This is a genomic window from Desulfovibrio desulfuricans, from assembly GCF_024460775.1.
Lineage (GTDB): Bacteria > Desulfobacterota > Desulfovibrionia > Desulfovibrionales > Desulfovibrionaceae > Desulfovibrio > Desulfovibrio desulfuricans_E.
In genome coordinates this window covers 103,759-121,119 of sequence record NZ_JANFYZ010000007.1, presented here as the reverse complement: position 1 = coordinate 121,119, position 17,361 = coordinate 103,759, and the positions used below count along the sequence as shown (strand labels likewise).

Genomic DNA, 17,361 nt, shown 5'->3' with positions numbered 1-17,361 from the left:
CATTAGGGTGGGGTGAAAGGAATAATATGAAGAAAAAGCGGAATAATACGCAGGCCGAGGACAAAAACGCCGCCTTTGCCTGTCGGTTTGGCGACCCGGAACCCGTCCTCGCTGGCGAACTGTATGACAACCTGGGCGTGTGGCTGATCGACAACGGGCGATACTATCAGACGCCCGTGCCGCAGCGCGGCCTTGCCCGGCTGCTGCGGGCCAATGCCTACCACGGCCCGCTGCTGGAATTTAAAACCAACGTGATAATGCGGGGCTTTGCGCCCAGTGCGGCGCTTTCGCGCGCGACCATGCGCTGCATGACAACGGACTACAACGTCTTTGCCAATGCCTACGCGCTCGCCCAGCGCAACTGGTATGGTGAGGTGGTGGGCCTGACCCACCTGCCCGCCATAAACATGCGCCGCATGAAGGAAGCCGACACCTACGGCTTGCTTGACCGCACGGGGCAGATACAGGTTTTTGCCGCTGGGGACGTGCTGCACATAAAAAATTATGACGTGTCGCAAACCGTGTACGGCCTGCCAGCCTACCTGGGCGCAATCCAGAGCATGCTGCTGAATGAGGACGCCACATTGTTTCGGCGGCGCTACTACAAAAACGGCGCGCACATGGGCTATGTGTTTTACTCCGCCTCGCAGCAGCTTGACCCGAGCGACCGCGACAAGCTGCGCCAGGCCATTGAAGGCAGCAAGGGCATTGGCAACTTTCGGAATATGTTTTTGCACATTCCCAACGGGCGGGAAAAGGACGTGCAGATCCTGCCCGTTGGCGATTTCAGCACCAAGGATGAACTAGAGAAAATCAAGAATATTTCTAGAGATGATATCATTGCCGCGCACCGCATACCGCCAGCAATGGCAAGCATCATCCCTCAGAACACTGCGGGCTTTGGCGACATAACAAAGATAGATGCCGTGTACGCCAAAAACGAGGTTGCCCCGGTGCGGGAACTGCTGCTTGAGGTAAACGACCACCTGCCCGCAAGTATGCAGGTAAAATTTATTGAGGATGCGCCGGAGAAAGCAGAATAGCCGCGCACATTGGTTGCGGCGGCGTGAACAAGTGCCCATAAAATGAGGAGCAGATCTGCACTGTATTTTGTGAGGTAAGGTGATGCGTATTTACTGTGACCGCTGCGGTGAAGTGGCCTTTATACGGAAGCGCCGGGACGTTGCGCCGGGCTTTACCATTTTTTACTGCCTGTGCAGCAATGTGGACTGTGCCCACTCATTCACGGCAGAGCTTACCCTGGGGCATACCATAAGCCCCTCGGCTCTGGATCTGCCCCAGGGAGCAGCGGATAAGATTAGGGGTTGCGGCTCCCCGCGCGAGGTGCGGCAGTTGCTTTTGCCTCTGGTTCCGGCTTCACAGGCCTGACCCTGAAAAGGGCCGAGCCGAACACCAGCATAAAGCCCAGGGCTACAGCTCCGGGCCAGACAAGGCCGGTATCTTCATACACTCCCCAGCAGATCAGGCCTAGAATTGCGCCCAGCAGCGCAAATGCCAGCCCCGCATGGCGGGCAAAATCCCCTGTGTTGTCTCTGTGTTTGCGCAAGCCAAGGAACAGCAGCACGGGCAGGCCAAGAACCAGACTGCACTTTTGCAGAACATTCCAGCAATTTTTGAATACGTTCATGCTATGCCTCACGCCGCCCCACCATCTGCCAACGGTGGGGCGGCTGATTTTTGCGGCTAGGCTTCGTCTAACCTTTGAGCGTTTTTGTCCAAATTATCCGCCAGCAGACGCAATATGCAAGCCAGACCCGGCTTGCCGCCCTGCGGCAAATCTGTGCCTCCGCCTTCTTCGCCATTCAGGCCCTGAGCCAGCACGCGCAGGGCGCGCGCGGTATCCAGCAATTCCACAATAGGATCTGTAGGCTCAGTCATGGCTTTCTCCTCCCGGTTGGGCGGCGGTGGCGGCATGGGCCTGGGCCGCCTGATCTGCCAGCCAGGCCAGCTGCTTTTGCTGCGCTGCCAACGCGGTTAGGGCATCTTGCTGGCTACGGGCCGCAAGGGCCATTTGCGTGGGCAGTTCTTCCTGCATGTCTTGCAGGGCGGTCTCCAGAATGGACATGGCCCGAAGTGCCGCGGCGTTGTGGTAGGTAGCCCCGCTCATGCCGCAACCCTCCGCCCGCGCAATGCTGCGCGTTTGACCGCGCGCGGGGCCGCCAACTGTGCCACCCGGGCCAGATCTGCCGCAAGCTCGGCCTGACGGTGTGAGAGGCATTGCAGGGCAAGGCGGCGCTGCTGGCCTGTGCCGCGCTTGGCATGCTCGGCAAGCACGGTCAGCTCTAGCTGCTGTTCCTGAACAAGGGAAAGCCGTTGGGAGAGAAAGGAAGGGGTAGACATAAGAACCTCTGGCGATTTTTTGATTGGAGTCTGCAAAACGCAAAAACTCCGGGTGCTCAAAACCGTCGCCAGACGGCGGGCATATTCCCCCGAAGGGTATTCTATTAGCCCACACCCGGAGCATTACTCCGATGATAGCCCATATCGTGCGCAGGATGCACGAAGGGCGCAAAAAAACCACAGGCTGACGGGTGTGGAACCGCTGGCGAAACATGGTGTTTTGAAGCACCGTGTTGAAAGAATGGCAGGAGGGATTTAGGATGTCAAGCAGAGTAAGAAAAGAAGGAGCTGAGTATGGCGAAAGAAATTCAAGTCCCAGAGCGATTGTATAAGTACTACTCTGATTCGCATTTAAAGTTCGTATTTGGAGACTGGACGATCAGATTTACACCTGCGGTAGAATTTAATGATCCATTTGAGTGCTTGCCTCATGTGATAAATCTTGCCTCAAAAGAGCATCAAGAAAAAATTATTGAATTAAGTATTGACGATATTATTAAAGAAGAGACGGCTGCATCTAAAAAGAAAAAGGCACGACGCATTCAAAAAATGATGCGAGCAAGGTGCAGAAGAGATGAGGTTAAAGCGCAGGTTGGTGCTGCTGCCGTAAACATGGCAAAGTTAGTCATGGGTAAAATCTATGAAAAGGTTACAAGAGAGATTGGTGTCCTATGTCTATCAGAAGAAAATTTAAATCTTTTGATGTGGTCACATTATGCAAATTCACACCTCGGCTTTGCTGTTGGTTTTGATATGGGATCAGATTTTTTTGTGAAAGGCAGCCCGTTGCCCATATGGAAGCCTAAGAAGATTGAATATGTTGCAGAAAGGCCTTCAAAATTTTTCAACGAGCTTAGTTCAGATATGAAAGAGATTTTCTACACCAAAGGAGACGTTTGGAGCTATGAAAATGAATGGAGGATGCTTGCACATTTAGGTGACTCCCTTGAGTGGGTGGAAGAAAAGCCCACAGGAGTGCTCCCACTACCGAAAAAGTCTGTTTCGGAAGTGATCTTCGGCGCAAAAATGGATGATGATATGGTTAAATTAGCGTGCCAACTTATCAAGCAACAGCCGGATTGCAAGCATATTCGCCTTCAGTGGGCGCGGTTGCATGACTCAAAATATGAGCTTGTGCTGGAAGATATACCGCCATCGTTTTGGCAAAAGAAAAGCTAGCCCTAGTTGATGCCAAAACACCTTCAGACAGATTTTTTTTAGTCAAATTGCCCACCAGTCAAACACTGATCGTAATACACAGTTTTTAGCCAGCCACATAAACCTTCAAGGCCAGGAAAAAGAGTAAATTCATGAATACCATTTTTTTCAAGGGCAAAAAAAATCTCTTTTTTTAATTTTTTAGAGATAATAATTTTTTTACTGATATGCTCTGTTAAAGGCGTAAATGGGTCTATGTGTAGTGTAAAAAAAGAACTTTGTGCAGATATTCGCGGGGAAATATTTTTTGGAAAAGCACGGACTACTGAAAATTCTTCTCGGTGTAGAATAAATTGTAAGTATGCTTCAAGGTCATTTTCTTTTTTTCGATAAAATTTGCTTTTCAAAAATTCTCTCATTGCTGGCTTGCTTTCGTTCATAATGAAGTCCGCATATGGAATTTCATCGCGCGCATAGCTCTCATGCCCTTCGTCAAGAACGTAAACGGCGGCATCACGATCAGGATGTGATCTGACGGCAAAAAATAACGCGACCAAGGGACTGACCGTCCAGTCCATGAGCCTGGTCGGGAGTCCGTAGTGTTGTCCTAAGATTGCAAGGTCAATATACTTTTCTGTTTTTTCAAATGCATATGCATATTGCTTGAACGAAACGAACATGCTCCGTTCTAACCACAGGGCGCCAGGTCTTGAGTAGCCCGGTTTAAGGCGACCTGCGGTAGGTAGCAGAAGAAATTCACTGTCCGGGACGCCTCGAAAACCAGCACCTCTTTCGAAAATTGCTGTCGCTGAAACATAGTCGGCTAGGGAGCTAATTTTTATCTCAAGTATTCTGTCGTCCATAGAAGTCCCCTGCAGCCATTGGTGAAAGATCGTTGGTTTGCCGAACCAAGTCCAATGTCCTTATCCCTTGGGTATTATTTATATGGCGCTTGGTATGTGGTTCAAACTATTATATAACGTCAATCATAGCAATTTGTGTTGTGATGTTAAAAATAGGATAGTCCTTTTCAAATATTTTTGTGTTCTGTTTAACTATGCTGTTTTGTGGTAATTCTTTTAGATATTTTTGAAAATTGTTATATGCCTGTTTTTTTGAATCGAAGTACCGTTGTTCCTCTAAGTACGTTAATATATTCTCATCAATGTCATTGCCACTATGAATAATTCTCGGTCTGTCATACTTAAAATAAACTAGAAAAGAGCTGCTATCGACTATTTGAACGTCATTAATGCATTCACCTGAATATTCAAGTTGGTTTGAAATTACAATAGAATATATGTTTGAAATTTCCTTATTGGGAAAGTATTTGTTTAGAAAAATATCAAGATTATTTTTTATGAAGTTTTCCTTCCTTTTTATCTGAAGCGCTGCATCTTGTACTAGACGATAATAATTGTATATTTTGCTATAGTCGTCAAGATAAACTGTATTTTTTGCTTCGCAAATGTAAAGATCTGTTCCAAAAACGAAAAACAAATCAATTTCTTCATTGTGGGAATCAACTTGGAATATTGTCCCTGCACCTGGTGAAAGTGTTAGGTCGTAATCTACATCAGTCTTCTTCAATTCTTCATATAGGTAATTTTCAAAGATTTTTCCTTTTTTCTTAAGTTCAATATCTTTGAAATCCAGCAGTGTTGGGATGAAGAATTCAATATTTGTGTCCATAGTGGCAATTATTGGGATTATAGTTTTTTCTAGTTTTATGAAAAACTTACTTGCAGGATCTATCTTTGATGAGTTGGAGAAAGAAAAAATGTTAATGATTTCATCGAGTCTGTCTTTTGTTATTTTTGTGATTTTGTGCAATAAATCTATTAAGAGGTTTGTGTCTATTTCTATAGCATAATTGCAGTGACTTTTGGCGTCTGCTGGCTTTGGGAGACTGGTGTAGTAGTCTGAAAGATCCATCTTGAGGCCAGCTAATTTAGAGTACACGGTGAGCGCATCGCTGAGCGTAGCGCTCTTGGCGGTTGCAAGTCTTTCATTGAAGAAAAGCTTATAGTGTTCGGATCCTTTTGTGATAGATGTTATTATATATGCTGTTTCATAGTCCTGTGCTTCTCTGACGACTGGTTTTTTTGTTTTACTGTCAAACCCGACTATCTGGCTGGTTGTTTGATGGATTTTTGGAATTAATTCTGCAGTCTTTGTGGTGGTGTCATGCATTCTGCGTACAAGGGAAATCTCTCTTTGTCTGGCGAGTGTCTCATTTTTAAACTTTATATTTATTTTAGAACCTGAAGTGTCGTATATAAAATAATCAAATAAAATGCCTTTCCAGGCCTCTATATGGAAATTGTAGATCGAACTAATCATAAATAGGGATTTAATTGACTGTATATTTGCAGGAAAATTTGTGTCGCTGAGGCTGTAAATTTCACTAAGTACATATTTGAAAGACGCAATCATTGCTTCAAAAACATTTTCTGGGTCGATTTCATCTCCAAAATCATCAGTCAACTTTCCTTGGAAAAAAGCATTTCTAGCCGCTGATGATGGGTCTGAGTTGTTTTTTGCTGCTAATGCAATTGATTCAATTTTTTTCTTTTCAATATCTACAGCGGCAATATTGATCAGCCCTGCAGCGATTTTTATCGCAGATGTTTTATCCTGACCATTTATCCCTATTTTATCGCAATGAGTTCTCAACTCCTCCAGCCTGCCGTAAATAAATTCTCCAAAATGAAACAATTTGACATCTGCATCTGATGCTCCGTGGGTTACTAAAAATTGTTCCCATTTATCAATAGAAAATTTGGGTGAATTCGGCTGAGGAAGAGTGTTGTTAATGATTGCCTGCCGAAAAGTTGCCTTGTCAGTACGTTCTTTGCTCACGACTAGCTCCCCTGTGGACGGTTTTATAAATTGAAAGTTAGTTAGGTGAAGCAGTAAAAAAAATGCCAGCACCTTCGGCAACGGCAATGGAAAATTTTATGCCATCCTTAGTAACGCTGGCGTTCTTGGGGATTTTTCCGTCCTTGTCCATAAGTGCTTTTATGATCTCCCCCCGACTGGTTGGCGGCCAATCAGGACGTAGCCCAGCAATAGAAAACATAAATCCCATCATAATATCAGCACCAGAATTCACAGTGCCATCGCCAGCGCCGATGCCCATGACGCTGGTGACTTTGCCGTTTTTATCCAGAGTGAGCAGCGCACCGTAAAATTTTGACATGGCAAGCTGCACGGATTCTGCCGATTTTTTTGTAATTTTTGCGCGTTGCTTGGTGTCAGCGCTTTTCGCAGCCGCGTTATAATTATCCACGAATTGCTGGGGCGTTATCCCAAATGACAACGCTGCTTTTGGCGCGGCCTCCTGCGTGGCAGGTTGCGGCGTTGGCGCAGGTTGACTGACGGGCGCTGGCGTGGGTTGGGCCTTGTCGGCTGTATCCGTTTTGCCAAGCCAGACCGCAAGGGCGATGGCCCCAATAATGAAGAAAATGCAGCCAACACGGCCAGCACGTTTTTCTTCCTTCATTTTTTTACGCCCTGCCTCCCTGGCTTCGTCTGTGATGGGCTGGCCGCACTTGGGGCAGGCCTGGGCCTCGACCGAAATTTTCTTTTTGCAGGACGGGCACGGGATCAAATCTGCCATATATCCCCCTTCGGGTTAGGATTCCACTTCTTACCCTATACCTGTTTGCGCCTTAACGCCATAGGTTACTTATAGTGAAATTGGACTGCGTGTGGTCTGAAACGTAAAAAAGCCGGATTGCTCCGGCTTTTTTCATCTTCTCTGCGTGACTGAAATTTTATCTGGCGCTGTGCGAATCGCGCGCAAGGCAGTTGGCAATCCACACCTTGACGAGCGCCTGGCGGCTTACGCCCAAGTGGCGGGCTTCTGTGTCCAGCGCTTCCACCATCCAGGTGGGAAAGTCCACATTTACGCGCTGCGTCTGCTTGTTGGGCCTGCGGGCCGCTGCCCAGTCCACATGCGCGGAAATGTCCTCGCCCGCTTCAAAGCGGCGGTCAAATTCCTCGGCAGAAAGCTGCTGTTCATGATTCATAGTGTTCCACCTCTTCTTTGCGGGAGCGGCGCACGGAAATGATGCGCACGGCCTCGCCCCTGTATGTGATGACCCCTGTCCACACTTTGCCCTCGATCATGCCGATAACCAGAAAGCGCGGTTCACCTGTGCGCAGCACGGGCACTTCCAGCAGGTTTTCGTCTTCCCACAGGGCCTTGGCCTGCTCAAAGTCGAGGCCGTGCTTCATTTTGTTGATCGCACTCTTGGCGGGGTCGTATTCAAACTTCATGCTTATAAGGTATAAAAAATATACCGTTTGTCAATGGACGGCGAGGGGCTGCCTAGGGGGCTTGTATATAAAGCGGGACAGGGGTTCGCAACAGCGTAATAAGTGTAATCGTCTGTAATTTAGGTGTGATATGGTGTAACATTTTTTAGGGGTATTTGTAATATATTTATAAATTCAGCTAGTTAGATGAGCGAAGAAATTACAGCAAAGAGTAATTTTATTACATAGAAAAGTGTAACCATATTACAAAAATATTACACTTTAATATACTGAAATATAATGAGATTACACTTATTACGCCTTTCCGATGCCCCCGAAAATATTTTGAGCTTATTTTTTCAAAAGGGCCGGGTTTAGAGGTATTAGCCAAAGTTTTCAGCTTGTTGTGCTGTTTTGGTGTTATGCCTGCCTAGGGATAAAAAAGCCCCGCGCCGGGAGGGTGAACCAGCGCGGGGCATAAGGCTGCATGATGCAGCCCTTGGTGGGTATGGCTAGAAGGTCATATGCGCCTGTTGTATGGGTGCGCCAGATTCAGCAGCGGCAAAGATGCAGCATACGTTGAGCATCAGGCGCGTGCCTTCGCTTTTGTCTCCGTGCTTGCCAGCCTGGGCCAGCAGGCGGCGGAAGGCGTCGCGCTTGTAGGGTTCCGGCAAGCGCACAAGCTGCTTCACCTCATCCATGTTCATGCGCAGCTCGTAGCTGCCTGTTTTGCGGATGGAGGGCAGAACCTCAGACGTAACCCATTTGCGGAAGCTTTTGGCCTCCGGCTTGCGTGAGCGGAAGATGAGCGCATAGAGGCCGGATTCGGACACAATGAGCATGTTCGGGTTGCCGCCGAGGGGGGAGGTTCCATCGGTAATAGCTATAGAACCTCTCTCATCTTCGTCGAGTGTTGCGACAGAGTCTGAGGCATTGGCGATGCCCAGGATGTCGCATACGTCTTTGGCCACAAACCAGAGCATGCCTTTCTCGTCTTGGTGGATACGGACTTGGGCCTCATCAAAAATGAATGACATGAAGGTGCTCATAACGTAGACTCCTGCTGGTTAGTTAGTTTGGTTACCATACATTGGAACGGCCTCGCGCATCGGGGCCGTTCTGCTTTTTTACCACCCGCGCCAGCGGGTAAGCTCCTCGATCAGCGCGTCCAAGGTGGGGAACCATCTGGCCACGCAGCCCTTGATCATCACGCCGGGTTTTTCATGTGGCCCGGCAACGCCCCACACGGGCACACCTGCGGCCCAGGCAATGCCCAGTTCTGCCGAGGCATCGCAGCCAGACGGCCCGAGGTACACAACCAGATCAGCGCCGCCCAGGGCGCGGCTGCAAAAGAAAAAGGCAGCGCCGTGGGGATCCTCATTTTTGCGCTGGTCGATGTTTGCCCCGGGCTCGGGCAGAAAGCGCGTCCAGTCCTGCACCTCATACGGGGCAAGCTCCAGGGCCTGCTGCAACTGGCGGTAGGCCGCAAGGTTGCGGGTGGTCGTGCAGATGTAGAGTTTACGGGTGCGTGAGCCTGTGTGCATGAGCATGATTCCTCCCCTAAAAATCTTCTGTGGTTGCGGCGTATCCGCCAGCACGGCTGAAGACCCAGCAGCGCATGGTCTTGCCCGTGATGCGGCTGTTGATAGGCATGTTGCCCATGTACTTGTGCCGGCGGCACATGGGCAGCAGCTTTTTGAGCGTGGCCATATCCGGCACGGGCTGGCCCCAGGTGCGGCACTCTTCCATGAGCTGGTTGAGGTTGATGGCGATACGGCCATCGGTGGTGCGGGCATGGTTGAGTGGCTCTTGGTCGCCTTTGTCGTTGCGCAGGCTGGCCGTGATCTTGATGGTGATGTATTCGTAGATGTCCCAAAACTGCTCGACCAGCGGGTGGTCGTTGGCAAGGCGTTTTTCCCGCGCCCTGGCGCGGCCGGTGAGGTAGCAGGCGAGGCCCGTCTTAAGCTCCTGCGTCATGGCGTCGCCAAAGATAACGCCCAAGGCATCGCCGCAGGCTGCCACCTGGGCGTGGTTTTTGATGATGCGCTCGTTGTGCAGATCCGCGCCGGTGAGCATTGTTTCGTACTTGGCGTAGGCCTGGGCGTAGGCCTCCAGAAAATCGCGCTCACGGGTCAGCGCCCGGTTGAGAAAGCCGCCCACGGTGGCCACGGTCTGGCGCTCAAACCAGCGGGCAAGATCGCGTGTGCCCTGGGCGTGGTGTTTTTTGTCCGCATGGCAGTGGACGATACGTTGCAGGAGCGCCTCGCTGCCTTCCACCTCGGCATTCTGCGAAATGATAAGCGAGGCCTGGAACACGCTCTCGTCCGTTTCGTTGCCGCGGCGGGAAACGCCCAGGGTGCCTGTGCCGCGGCCGTTGAAGAAGGGCTTTACTTCATCGAAGCCGAACTGCTTCTGGCGGGAGTCTTTCTGGCCATCGTCGCGGTCAGATTCAATAATGACCACGGGCAGGTTGCTGACCTGGCTGAAGGCACGGCGGCGACCTGCGGCCGTGGATTTGAGCAGGTCGAAACCTTCATAATCGTCGCGGCCAACAAGCTTCCAGCAGAACTCAAGCGCAGTGGATTTGCCCGCGCCGGGGTCGCCCGTAAACTCCAGAAGCGGAAAAGATTTATCACGGCTGCGGATCTGCTGCACAAAGAGCGAACCGGCAAAGAAAGCCAGCAAGGCCAACCCCTGCCAGTGGAAGGCCTTGACGAAATTGGGCAGCCAGTCTGGCTTGAAGTCGCCCTCTGTCGTGATGTTCACGCTGGCCAGAGTTGTTTTGACGCCCTGGCGGTTGATTTCAAAATAGCCCTGGTCGTTGGCTGCCAAGCGCCGGCCGCAGTGCCAGGCGTTATCCTTGAAGATATAGGCCTTGGTGGCCGGGTCGTAGCCCACAAAGGGCAGGGCAGAAACCGTGACCAGACGGCGGTTGAGCCAGCCTTTGCGCAAAATTTTGAAATGCCCGGCGTTGCCGTCAAACGTGCCGCCAAGGCTGCGGTTGAGCAGCGCCTTGTTGAAGTCCACCGGGCTGTTGATGGCCGAACCCTCCAGCGGAATGATTTCGTCCGGGGTGCCGTTGGCGTAGGCAATCTGGAACTGGTAGCGGATCTCGTCCATGATGGGATCTTTGGTGATGTACAGGCAGCGCGGCAGCACGTTGGATATCTGGTCGACGCCGCAGTGGCGGTTGAATATCTGGCGCCCTTCAGGCGTCATGAGTATTTGCCCTTCAGGGTCGTCCGGCGTGTCCTTCACCTCGGGTTGTTGCGGCTGAACGGGCTGGCCTGGTGATTGCTCTGACGTGGAAGCATCGGCGGGGGTGGCTTCTGGCGCTGGTGCGGCAGCGGCTTTTTCCTGCTCGGCTTTTTGCTTGGCAGCCTCTTTTGCCCTTTGGGCCTTGGCTTCGGCGGCGCGGTTTTCGGCGTCCTTTTCTGCCTGGGCGTTTACGGCGGTGTAGACCTCGGTGCGGAAGTCCTCGCCAAGCTCAATCCAGTAGAGCGCGTTTTTGAAGTCGAGCAAAAACTTGTTGCTGCGGTTATGAACGTAGTAGTGGAAGGCTTTTTCTTCCACGCTCTCCGCCACCATGAGCCGCCCGCTGTACAGGCCCTTGGAGATGAGTGCGGCGGTCAGGTGCTCGGCCCGCCAGAGGTCGTCCCAGTCTTGCCCCTTGGGCGGCAAACAGACGCTGGCCAGTTCGCACATTTGCTTCAGGCGCAGGTAGTGCTTCTTTGCCCATCGGCTGCCTGCATTGTCGGCATCCATGGCCACAGTCCACTTTACGCTTTTGCCGGAATGGGCCTTGATGAAATCCTCGGGAAAGGTGTTGCACGAGAAGCAGGCCACGGCCTTGAACCCGGCGAGAAAGAGCGCGATGGCGTGGAAGATGCCCTCCACCAGAAAGACGCGGTCGAGCTTTTCAATGGTCATGCCGGGCGGCATCCAGGCATCGCCACGGTAGAGGGTTCCGTCGTCCTTGCGCTTGCCGCCGAAGCTGGCCTTGTTGCCGTTGTTGCCCTTGCGGCCGATAAGGCGCTCCCACCAGCGGGTGCGGGCGGCATCGAGGTAAAAGCGCACGGTGGGGATGTATTGGTCTGTGTTGTGGATGGGGTAGGAGCCTTGCTCGTACCAGCCGCGGATCTTGCCCAGGTCGAAGCCACGGTCTAGCGCCAGGTAGGCGTCTGCTGTTGCCTCACGGTTTTCTGCCGTGGGGGGGAAGCGTTTGGCGAAGTTGCCGAAAAAGTCTGGCAGGGCCTCGCGCACTGTCTGCTCAAACGCGCACTTGTTCAGGCGGGTGCAGCGCAACACGTAGGGGTGCAGGGTGCCCACAAAGAGGGACTTTTCCCCGCATGAGGGGCAGACCCCGCGCAGGTAGTTGCCTGATCGCCGCAGGTCATACAGGCGCGAATCAAGCAGCGCGTTGACGATCTCGGACGCTGGAATGTCATGCCCCACGTTGCGCCTCCTTCAGCTCGTGGCGCAGGTCGCCCAGTAGATCCAGGGTGCCGGAAATGAGTGCGTCCAGACCTTTGACAACGGAGCGCAGTTCGTGCGGTTCAAGCAGGTTGTCGCCCACTGCTTCGCGAGTGCGGGCGGCCACTGTGCCGGCATCGGCAAACATGCCTGTGATGCGCAGCAGCAGGGCTTGGCAGTCCACGTGGTCGAACTGGGCCTCCAGGCCGTGGGTGGTGGCGCGGGCCAGCGCCCACTGAAGCACGATTGTGTTGCCGACAACCGCGCACCAGCGGGGCAGATCTGCAAATGATGGGTAGAACTTTTCGTTGCGGAAAACGCGGCGCCCGTAAGTTTTGCTCCAGGACATCCGCTTGCAGATCACGGGGAATGGGAGGCCGCTTTCCCGCGCGGCCAGGGAGAACGCCTCTGACGCTTCCATTTTGTGAAATGGGATTATTTCAGGAATATCTTGCAGTTGAGGCATGGCATGTGTTCCTTTACGCGCTTTTTGTCACTGTGGTGGCGAGCGGCTCGGGTGTTGTGTCATGGTTGCCTTGCGCGGTGTCGGCCTCCTGGGCGCGGATATTCGCCCAGGCCTCTTGCAGGTGGGCAGGGGTGACGACGCCAGCGCGGCGCAGCTCGCACAACAGGCTGCGCAGTTGAAGGTTGACCCCGGCCAGGCGGATTTTGTGGGCGCTGTGCTGGGGGATATCCCCGGAGCGGATGCGGCGCATCCAGCGCGGGGTGATGCCAAGGTAGCGGGCTACGTCACTGTAGGTGCCGCAGGTGCGTACCAGCCGGAACAGGTGGATTCGGGTGGCGTTTTTCATGTGTGGAAAATAGGCACAAAGTTCCTAGGAAGTCAACGCACAAATTGCCTAGGGCTAAAATTCCGGTATGGTCAACGCATGAAAGATGGCGACAAATTTGAACGCGCGGTAGTGGCCCTGTTGGAAGAACGGATAACAGCGTCAGGCTTGTCTCACAGCGAGTTTGCCAGAGCCGTGATGGACGGCGATGCCGTTCGAGCGTGGCGGTTATGTAGGGCGAAAGAGGGGAAGTCGCGGCGCATGTCGCTGGCGGAAACGTATGCGGCTGCTAAGTTCTTTGGCGAGGATTTTGCCAATATGATCTGGAATCTTGAGCGGCAGGCGAAAGAGCGAGGGTTAGTTGATTAGGGTTAAAGTTCCTATTTTTTCTTGCATGATGGGGTAAAACTTCCTAGCATGGAGGCACGGAGGAACGCCATGCAGGATGACACGACATTGCCCGCGGTTACTGATCTGGCAGGAATGGCTGAACTTTTGATGGTCGAAGTATCATCATTGGCGAAGGTATGGCGTACCTGGCCTCATTTTTTTGTCGGCAACGGACGCACGGCCCGTGGTGCGCGCTTTCGCCCTGATGATGTCCTCAAATTTTTAGAGCAGCACAATGGCAATTACTCCATACATGACCAAGAGCGGCAAGCGGTTCAAAGTGGAAGTCTACCAGAACGGCGAACGGATAGGCTCAAAGTCGGGGTTCACAAATCAGCAAGACGCAAAAAAGTGGGAAGCAAGGGCGCTCACTCTGGCAGAAAAGAAAGAGCCGACAGGTACGGCCTTCTTGGGTCTGGCGACAGCGTATCTTGACGATATGAAAGAGCGCCGGCAGCACAATACCGTTCAGTACAAGATCGCCGCATTGCGGCGATTCTTGTCTTTTATAGGTGGGGATTTTCAGCTTGAACGCCTTCGGGCCGCGCAGATCAGCGGGTATCTTGTTGCACGAAAACAAGCGATGGGGCCAAAGGCCGCAAATCGTGATCTGGTGGAACTGCGGGCGGTTATGAACTGGGCGATCCGAAAGCGCCTTTATCACGAGAATCCTTTCATTCCATTCGAGAAATTCCCTGAGAAGAAATTTGTGCGGCGGGTGCCAACTGCTGCGGAAATTGACGCAGTGCTGGAGGTGGCAACACAGGAACAAAAAGATTTTCTCGACATCCTGCGCTACACGGGCGCGCGACTTTCTGAAGTGTGCAGCCTCTGCTGGAATGATGTTGATTTTCAGCGGAATACAATCACGTACTGGACGCGCAAGCGTAAGGGGGGCAACCTTGAACCGGGGATCCTTGCCATGCCGCAAATACTGCGCGAAATCCTGGCAGCAAGGAAAGGGCTCCCTTCTGCGCACCCGGAGTTCGTTTTTGTGGGACGTGCCGGGCGACAGTTTACAAAAAACTCCGTGCGGCTTTGGCTTCCGGAGTTGTGCAAGGCTGCCAGCATTCATCCCCCTTTTACTGCCCATGCTATGCGGCATTATTTTGCAACGCTGTTAAAAGACAGTGGGGTGATTACTTCGTTTCAGATTCAAGCGGCACTGAGACACAAAAATTTGAGTACGACAGAAAAGTACCTACATGAATTGTCGATAGATCGCGGGGTTGCGGCGCTCTTGGATGGTGATGGCAATTCGTGATGTGGCGTGATTTTGCCGCCTTTTTGGCGTGAAAGAAAATCGAGTTTATCCGAGTTTATCCGAGGTTGTTTTTATAACACGCTGTATTAGCAGCATGTTTTTTTGTGTTCGAAAAGTGTATGGTTAGACTCGAAATCGAGTTAGGGGTTAATAGCTCCTACGTGGGTTCGAATCCCACCCTCTCCGCCATATGATGATTCAAGGAACTCCGAATTCGTCCGCTAGTCGTTGACAGCAGCCGAATTCGGAGTTTTACTTTGTCCGACGATGTCCGGTAAAAAACGCTCAAAGCCAAGCGTAAACCGGATACTGCGCCGGACATTTTTTATTTTGGCGTTTCCTATGTCCAAAAGATGTCCGGTCTAGGGAGGGAACGCTTATGGCTCTAAGCGATATGGCCATCAAAAAGGCCAAGCCCCGCGAGAAAATTTATACCCTCAAAGACGCAGATGGGCTTTATCTGGAGATAAAGCCTTCTGGCAAAAAGTATTGGCGTCTCCGTTACTGGATCGACTCCAAGGAAAATCGTCTTTCCCTCGGTGAATAGTGACGCGTTTGGTGGTTTGATTTCGCGCTGTGAAAATCAGATATCAAACTGGATATTTTTTTCTGGCGTTTCCTTTATGAGCAGTTCTCAGGCTGCTTGCGGAAATTCCCATTTGTCACTCAGGCGGCCTCCTCCAGCACATTTGAGCACCTTACTTTTTCACCCCGGCCAAAGCCGCGTCCACCTGCTGTATAATTTCGCGCACTGTCCGGGCGTCTACATCCACAGTTGCGGCGGCCGCCAGAAAATCCTTTTCGGTTATATCCTTGCCCTTGTTGTTGACCATGCAGGTCTGTTCACCGTTAATGCCCTCTGACGGCGTAAGGTCATAAACCGGGGCCATGCGCCACTGGTTGCCCGCATCCAGCAGAAAGGAAAAGTTTTTGGAATGGTCGTCCTTGTTGCCGGAGCGCACGTTGAACACCATGAGCCGCACCATTTTTAGCACTTCGCGTATGTCTTTGGTGAGCAGCAGAGTCAGGCGCAGCAGGCTTTCATAGGTGAGCGAGGGTTCGCGGTGCGATGCGTGCAGCAGGCCGCAGGCGGTGTGCACATGCACCTTTTGGCCATGCACCCTGTCAAAGCGTTGGACGCCGAAATATCCCGGCGAGGTTGCCGACGGAAACAGGTGCGTTTCCGGCATATCCAGCCCGGCTTCTCTGGCCGCCAGGGAATATGCGTATTCCGTCAGCCCGGTGTTTGGCGGTTCGTGCGCGGAGCGAAATTTGATGATCCAGGGGGTTCCTTGGGGTTCCCCCGCCCCCTGCGGCACAATGCGGTAATCATCGGCAACGTTGACCAGAATTTTGGGTCTGGCCCCTGCGGATGAGCCGTTGAGCTGAATAAGCTTGTCCAGTTGCCCCGCATCCACCGGCGCATCGCGCAGAACCCGCAGCGATTCCTCTGCCAGAGCATCCAGTTCCGCCACAGAAACGGCTTCTCCTGCCTGTTCCACCGCCGGGGTGTACTCCAGCGCGCCCATGCCGTGGGCACCCACCATGGCAAGGCGCTGCAAGGGCAGACAGGCATAGAGCGATGAGCCTTTTTTTCGTAATGCCCTGTCCAGCAAAAGCAGCCCCCAGCCATCGGGAAGGCTGTCGTTGAACACGCCGAACAGACCGTCAAAGGTGCGTTTGGGGTCTTCCTTGACCTCTGGGCTGAGCGGAAGCCTGAACGGCGAAATGTTGATGCCCGAATCAAGAAATTCTGGCGCGTACTGAAACAGAATTGTGTTGCTGTGTGCGGCGAGCTTTCCCACATGGCGCCGTACGCCGTATGCATGCAGATGCACGTCAAGATTCATGGCGTTTTCTCCCTGCCCGCTTGCGGGGTGCTGGGGATTGCGGCTTGAACAGGTTTTCTGTTCGCGGTGGGTTGAACAAACCGGAAAAGGCTTCAAGATCGTTAAGAATCAGGGCGATAGCCAGCAGGGACGCGAGCGAGATTTCCCCTGTTGTTTCAAAGCGCTTCACAGAGCCAAGGGAAACGCCGCTGCGGGCCGCCAAATCTTTCTGGCTCATATTGAGCGCAAGACGTTTGGCCTGCGCCTTGGCGGCGATGCCGAGCCGGATTTCCTGCGGAGTTTTTAAGATATCGTCTAACATAATAGCTCTTAACTTAATTTTTTAGTATAATAGCTAAAATATGAGATGATAGCAATTGATTGGTGGGGGGGGAGGTGAACTCGCGCTCTAACATCAACACCAGCCCTGCCGAGCTAGATCGGGGCCGAAGCTCACCAAGAAATGGAATAACCCGTTGAGGTTTTGAGTCAGCACGGGCGCGTATGGGGTAATGCCGGAAAACGGCGAGAAAGGCGTAAACACTGTCTTTCCTCGTCTAGTCAATATCGACAGCAAGCCCAATCGGGCATATTTTTGTTTAACGAATACGTTTAGCGTATTCGCGCAGAGAACGCTGTTAAAGATGTTCAGGCTGTTCGCTACAGGCATTCATGAGGGTGCGGTTCAGATAATTATGAGCTTCAAAAATGAAGAGACGGAAGAGCTTTTTACCTCTGGCAATTTCCCGCCTCTGGATACCGTGTAGCGAAATGGATTGCGCATGCTGCGTATTCTGCATGCAACAGGTCAGCTCAATTCGCTCAGAATCCC

General features: G+C 52.1%; 22 protein-coding genes. 6 read left to right on the top strand and 16 right to left on the bottom strand.

Features of this window, described 5'->3' with window-relative positions; genetic code table 11:
* The first annotated feature begins 26 nt into the window (after nucleotides 1-26).
* Nucleotides 27-1,043 carry a phage portal protein gene (locus NE637_RS10345; protein ID WP_256267729.1) on the top strand — a complete coding sequence of 339 codons (1,017 nt, stop codon included), beginning with the start codon at nucleotides 27-29 and terminating at the stop codon, nucleotides 1,041-1,043.
* 82 nt (nucleotides 1,044-1,125) lie between these two features.
* Nucleotides 1,126-1,389 (top strand): ogr/Delta-like zinc finger family protein, encoded by a 264-nt coding sequence (locus tag NE637_RS10340; protein WP_227119418.1) that lies wholly within the window; start codon nucleotides 1,126-1,128, stop codon nucleotides 1,387-1,389.
* Here the strand turns inward: NE637_RS10340 and NE637_RS10335 are convergent.
* From NE637_RS10335 to NE637_RS10320, 4 genes are read right to left on the bottom strand one after another with little or no spacing between them, the layout of a single operon-like run.
* Nucleotides 1,319-1,648 carry a hypothetical protein gene (locus tag NE637_RS10335; protein WP_227119419.1) on the bottom strand — a complete coding sequence of 110 codons (330 nt, stop codon included), beginning with the start codon at nucleotides 1,646-1,648 and terminating at the stop codon, nucleotides 1,319-1,321. The genes NE637_RS10340 and NE637_RS10335 overlap by 71 nt on opposite strands.
* Before the next feature lie 56 nt (nucleotides 1,649-1,704).
* On the bottom strand, nucleotides 1,705-1,899 hold the full coding sequence (locus NE637_RS10330) for a hypothetical protein (RefSeq protein ID WP_227119420.1): 195 nt from the start codon (nucleotides 1,897-1,899) through the stop codon (nucleotides 1,705-1,707).
* Nucleotides 1,892-2,128 carry a hypothetical protein gene (locus NE637_RS10325; RefSeq protein WP_227119421.1) on the bottom strand — a complete coding sequence of 79 codons (237 nt, stop codon included), beginning with the start codon at nucleotides 2,126-2,128 and terminating at the stop codon, nucleotides 1,892-1,894. Before NE637_RS10325 ends, NE637_RS10330 begins: the two co-directional genes overlap by 8 nt.
* Nucleotides 2,125-2,361: a hypothetical protein gene (locus tag NE637_RS10320; protein WP_227119422.1), complete on the bottom strand. Its 237-nt coding sequence runs from the start codon at nucleotides 2,359-2,361 to the stop codon at nucleotides 2,125-2,127. Before NE637_RS10320 ends, NE637_RS10325 begins: the two co-directional genes overlap by 4 nt.
* Nucleotides 2,362-2,655: 294 nt before the next feature.
* Between NE637_RS10320 and NE637_RS10315 the strand changes: the two genes are divergently transcribed.
* A complete protein-coding gene (locus NE637_RS10315; RefSeq protein ID WP_227119423.1) occupies nucleotides 2,656-3,540 on the top strand; it encodes a DUF2971 domain-containing protein in 885 nt (294 codons plus the stop codon).
* Nucleotides 3,541-3,578: 38 nt separating this feature from the next.
* Here NE637_RS10315 and NE637_RS10310 read toward each other — a convergent pair whose 3' ends face one another.
* The 10 genes from NE637_RS10310 to NE637_RS10265 all read right to left on the bottom strand — a co-directional run bounded on the left by NE637_RS10310 (nucleotide 3,579) and on the right by NE637_RS10265 (nucleotide 13,067).
* Nucleotides 3,579-4,382, bottom strand: coding sequence for an FRG domain-containing protein (locus NE637_RS10310; RefSeq protein WP_227119424.1), 804 nt, complete (start codon nucleotides 4,380-4,382; stop codon nucleotides 3,579-3,581).
* Between the two features lie 109 nt (nucleotides 4,383-4,491).
* The gene (locus NE637_RS10305; protein WP_227119425.1) at nucleotides 4,492-6,381 is read right to left on the bottom strand and encodes a hypothetical protein; all 1,890 of its coding nucleotides are present in this window, start codon (nucleotides 6,379-6,381) and stop codon (nucleotides 4,492-4,494) included.
* Between the two features lie 37 nt (nucleotides 6,382-6,418).
* Nucleotides 6,419-7,024, bottom strand: coding sequence for a hypothetical protein (locus NE637_RS10300; RefSeq protein ID WP_227119426.1), 606 nt, complete (start codon nucleotides 7,022-7,024; stop codon nucleotides 6,419-6,421).
* Nucleotides 7,025-7,298: 274 nt separating this feature from the next.
* A complete protein-coding gene (gene brnA, locus NE637_RS10295) occupies nucleotides 7,299-7,553 on the bottom strand; it encodes a type II toxin-antitoxin system BrnA family antitoxin (RefSeq protein WP_227119427.1) in 255 nt (84 codons plus the stop codon).
* The gene (locus NE637_RS10290) at nucleotides 7,543-7,803 is read right to left on the bottom strand and encodes a BrnT family toxin (protein ID WP_227119428.1); all 261 of its coding nucleotides are present in this window, start codon (nucleotides 7,801-7,803) and stop codon (nucleotides 7,543-7,545) included. The genes brnA and NE637_RS10290 overlap by 11 nt, the downstream gene beginning before the upstream one ends.
* Nucleotides 7,804-8,294: 491 nt before the next feature.
* A complete protein-coding gene (locus tag NE637_RS10285; protein ID WP_227119429.1) occupies nucleotides 8,295-8,831 on the bottom strand; it encodes a BRO-N domain-containing protein in 537 nt (178 codons plus the stop codon).
* A 78-nt stretch (nucleotides 8,832-8,909) separates the two neighbouring features.
* Entirely contained in the window at nucleotides 8,910-9,332 is a 423-nt protein-coding gene (locus NE637_RS10280; protein ID WP_227119430.1) for a hypothetical protein, read from the bottom strand.
* Nucleotides 9,333-9,342: 10 nt separating this feature from the next.
* On the bottom strand, nucleotides 9,343-12,237 hold the full coding sequence (locus NE637_RS10275; protein WP_227119431.1) for a toprim domain-containing protein: 2,895 nt from the start codon (nucleotides 12,235-12,237) through the stop codon (nucleotides 9,343-9,345).
* Nucleotides 12,227-12,721 carry a phage regulatory CII family protein gene (locus NE637_RS10270; RefSeq protein ID WP_227119432.1) on the bottom strand — a complete coding sequence of 165 codons (495 nt, stop codon included), beginning with the start codon at nucleotides 12,719-12,721 and terminating at the stop codon, nucleotides 12,227-12,229. Before NE637_RS10270 ends, NE637_RS10275 begins: the two co-directional genes overlap by 11 nt.
* Before the next feature lie 13 nt (nucleotides 12,722-12,734).
* Nucleotides 12,735-13,067 (bottom strand): hypothetical protein, encoded by a 333-nt coding sequence (locus NE637_RS10265; RefSeq protein ID WP_227119433.1) that lies wholly within the window; start codon nucleotides 13,065-13,067, stop codon nucleotides 12,735-12,737.
* Between the two features lie 78 nt (nucleotides 13,068-13,145).
* Here NE637_RS10265 and NE637_RS10260 point away from each other — a divergent pair, with 78 nt between their 5' ends.
* The 3 genes from NE637_RS10260 to NE637_RS10250 all read left to right on the top strand — a co-directional run bounded on the left by NE637_RS10260 (nucleotide 13,146) and on the right by NE637_RS10250 (nucleotide 15,247).
* Nucleotides 13,146-13,415: a hypothetical protein gene (locus NE637_RS10260; protein WP_227119434.1), complete on the top strand. Its 270-nt coding sequence runs from the start codon at nucleotides 13,146-13,148 to the stop codon at nucleotides 13,413-13,415.
* Nucleotides 13,416-13,671: 256 nt separating this feature from the next.
* Nucleotides 13,672-14,700, top strand: coding sequence for a tyrosine-type recombinase/integrase (locus NE637_RS10255; protein WP_227119435.1), 1,029 nt, complete (start codon nucleotides 13,672-13,674; stop codon nucleotides 14,698-14,700).
* 379 nt (nucleotides 14,701-15,079) lie between these two features.
* On the top strand, nucleotides 15,080-15,247 hold the full coding sequence (locus NE637_RS10250) for an Arm DNA-binding domain-containing protein (protein WP_227119436.1): 168 nt from the start codon (nucleotides 15,080-15,082) through the stop codon (nucleotides 15,245-15,247).
* Nucleotides 15,248-15,398: 151 nt separating this feature from the next.
* Here the strand turns inward: NE637_RS10250 and NE637_RS10245 are convergent, their stop codons facing one another.
* Both NE637_RS10245 and NE637_RS10240 read right to left on the bottom strand, forming a co-directional pair.
* Nucleotides 15,399-16,550, bottom strand: a complete 1,152-nt coding sequence (locus NE637_RS10245) for a type II toxin-antitoxin system HipA family toxin (RefSeq protein WP_227119437.1) — start codon at nucleotides 16,548-16,550, stop codon at nucleotides 15,399-15,401.
* Nucleotides 16,540-16,851: a helix-turn-helix domain-containing protein gene (locus tag NE637_RS10240; protein WP_227119438.1), complete on the bottom strand. Its 312-nt coding sequence runs from the start codon at nucleotides 16,849-16,851 to the stop codon at nucleotides 16,540-16,542. Before NE637_RS10240 ends, NE637_RS10245 begins: the two co-directional genes overlap by 11 nt.
* Nucleotides 16,852-17,361: the final 510 nt, after the last annotated feature.

Coding starts and splice junctions, on each gene's coding strand:
- NE637_RS10345 (WP_256267729.1), top strand. CDS start 27: ATGAAGAAAAAGCGGAATAATACGCAGGCCGAGGACAAAAACGCCGCC.
- NE637_RS10340 (WP_227119418.1), top strand. CDS start 1,126: ATGCGTATTTACTGTGACCGCTGCGGTGAAGTGGCCTTTATACGGAAG.
- NE637_RS10335 (WP_227119419.1), bottom strand. CDS start 1,648: ATGAACGTATTCAAAAATTGCTGGAATGTTCTGCAAAAGTGCAGTCTG.
- NE637_RS10330 (WP_227119420.1), bottom strand. CDS start 1,899: ATGACTGAGCCTACAGATCCTATTGTGGAATTGCTGGATACCGCGCGC.
- NE637_RS10325 (WP_227119421.1), bottom strand. CDS start 2,128: ATGAGCGGGGCTACCTACCACAACGCCGCGGCACTTCGGGCCATGTCC.
- NE637_RS10320 (WP_227119422.1), bottom strand. CDS start 2,361: ATGTCTACCCCTTCCTTTCTCTCCCAACGGCTTTCCCTTGTTCAGGAA.
- NE637_RS10315 (WP_227119423.1), top strand. CDS start 2,656: ATGGCGAAAGAAATTCAAGTCCCAGAGCGATTGTATAAGTACTACTCT.
- NE637_RS10310 (WP_227119424.1), bottom strand. CDS start 4,382: ATGGACGACAGAATACTTGAGATAAAAATTAGCTCCCTAGCCGACTAT.
- NE637_RS10300 (WP_227119426.1), bottom strand. CDS start 7,024: ATGAAGGAAGAAAAACGTGCTGGCCGTGTTGGCTGCATTTTCTTCATT.
- brnA (WP_227119427.1), bottom strand. CDS start 7,553: ATGAATCATGAACAGCAGCTTTCTGCCGAGGAATTTGACCGCCGCTTT.
- NE637_RS10290 (WP_227119428.1), bottom strand. CDS start 7,803: ATGAAGTTTGAATACGACCCCGCCAAGAGTGCGATCAACAAAATGAAG.
- NE637_RS10285 (WP_227119429.1), bottom strand. CDS start 8,831: ATGAGCACCTTCATGTCATTCATTTTTGATGAGGCCCAAGTCCGTATC.
- NE637_RS10280 (WP_227119430.1), bottom strand. CDS start 9,332: ATGCTCATGCACACAGGCTCACGCACCCGTAAACTCTACATCTGCACG.
- NE637_RS10270 (WP_227119432.1), bottom strand. CDS start 12,721: ATGCCTCAACTGCAAGATATTCCTGAAATAATCCCATTTCACAAAATG.
- NE637_RS10265 (WP_227119433.1), bottom strand. CDS start 13,067: ATGAAAAACGCCACCCGAATCCACCTGTTCCGGCTGGTACGCACCTGC.
- NE637_RS10260 (WP_227119434.1), top strand. CDS start 13,146: ATGAAAGATGGCGACAAATTTGAACGCGCGGTAGTGGCCCTGTTGGAA.
- NE637_RS10255 (WP_227119435.1), top strand. CDS start 13,672: ATGGCAATTACTCCATACATGACCAAGAGCGGCAAGCGGTTCAAAGTG.
- NE637_RS10250 (WP_227119436.1), top strand. CDS start 15,080: ATGGCTCTAAGCGATATGGCCATCAAAAAGGCCAAGCCCCGCGAGAAA.
- NE637_RS10245 (WP_227119437.1), bottom strand. CDS start 16,550: ATGAATCTTGACGTGCATCTGCATGCATACGGCGTACGGCGCCATGTG.
- NE637_RS10240 (WP_227119438.1), bottom strand. CDS start 16,851: ATGTTAGACGATATCTTAAAAACTCCGCAGGAAATCCGGCTCGGCATC.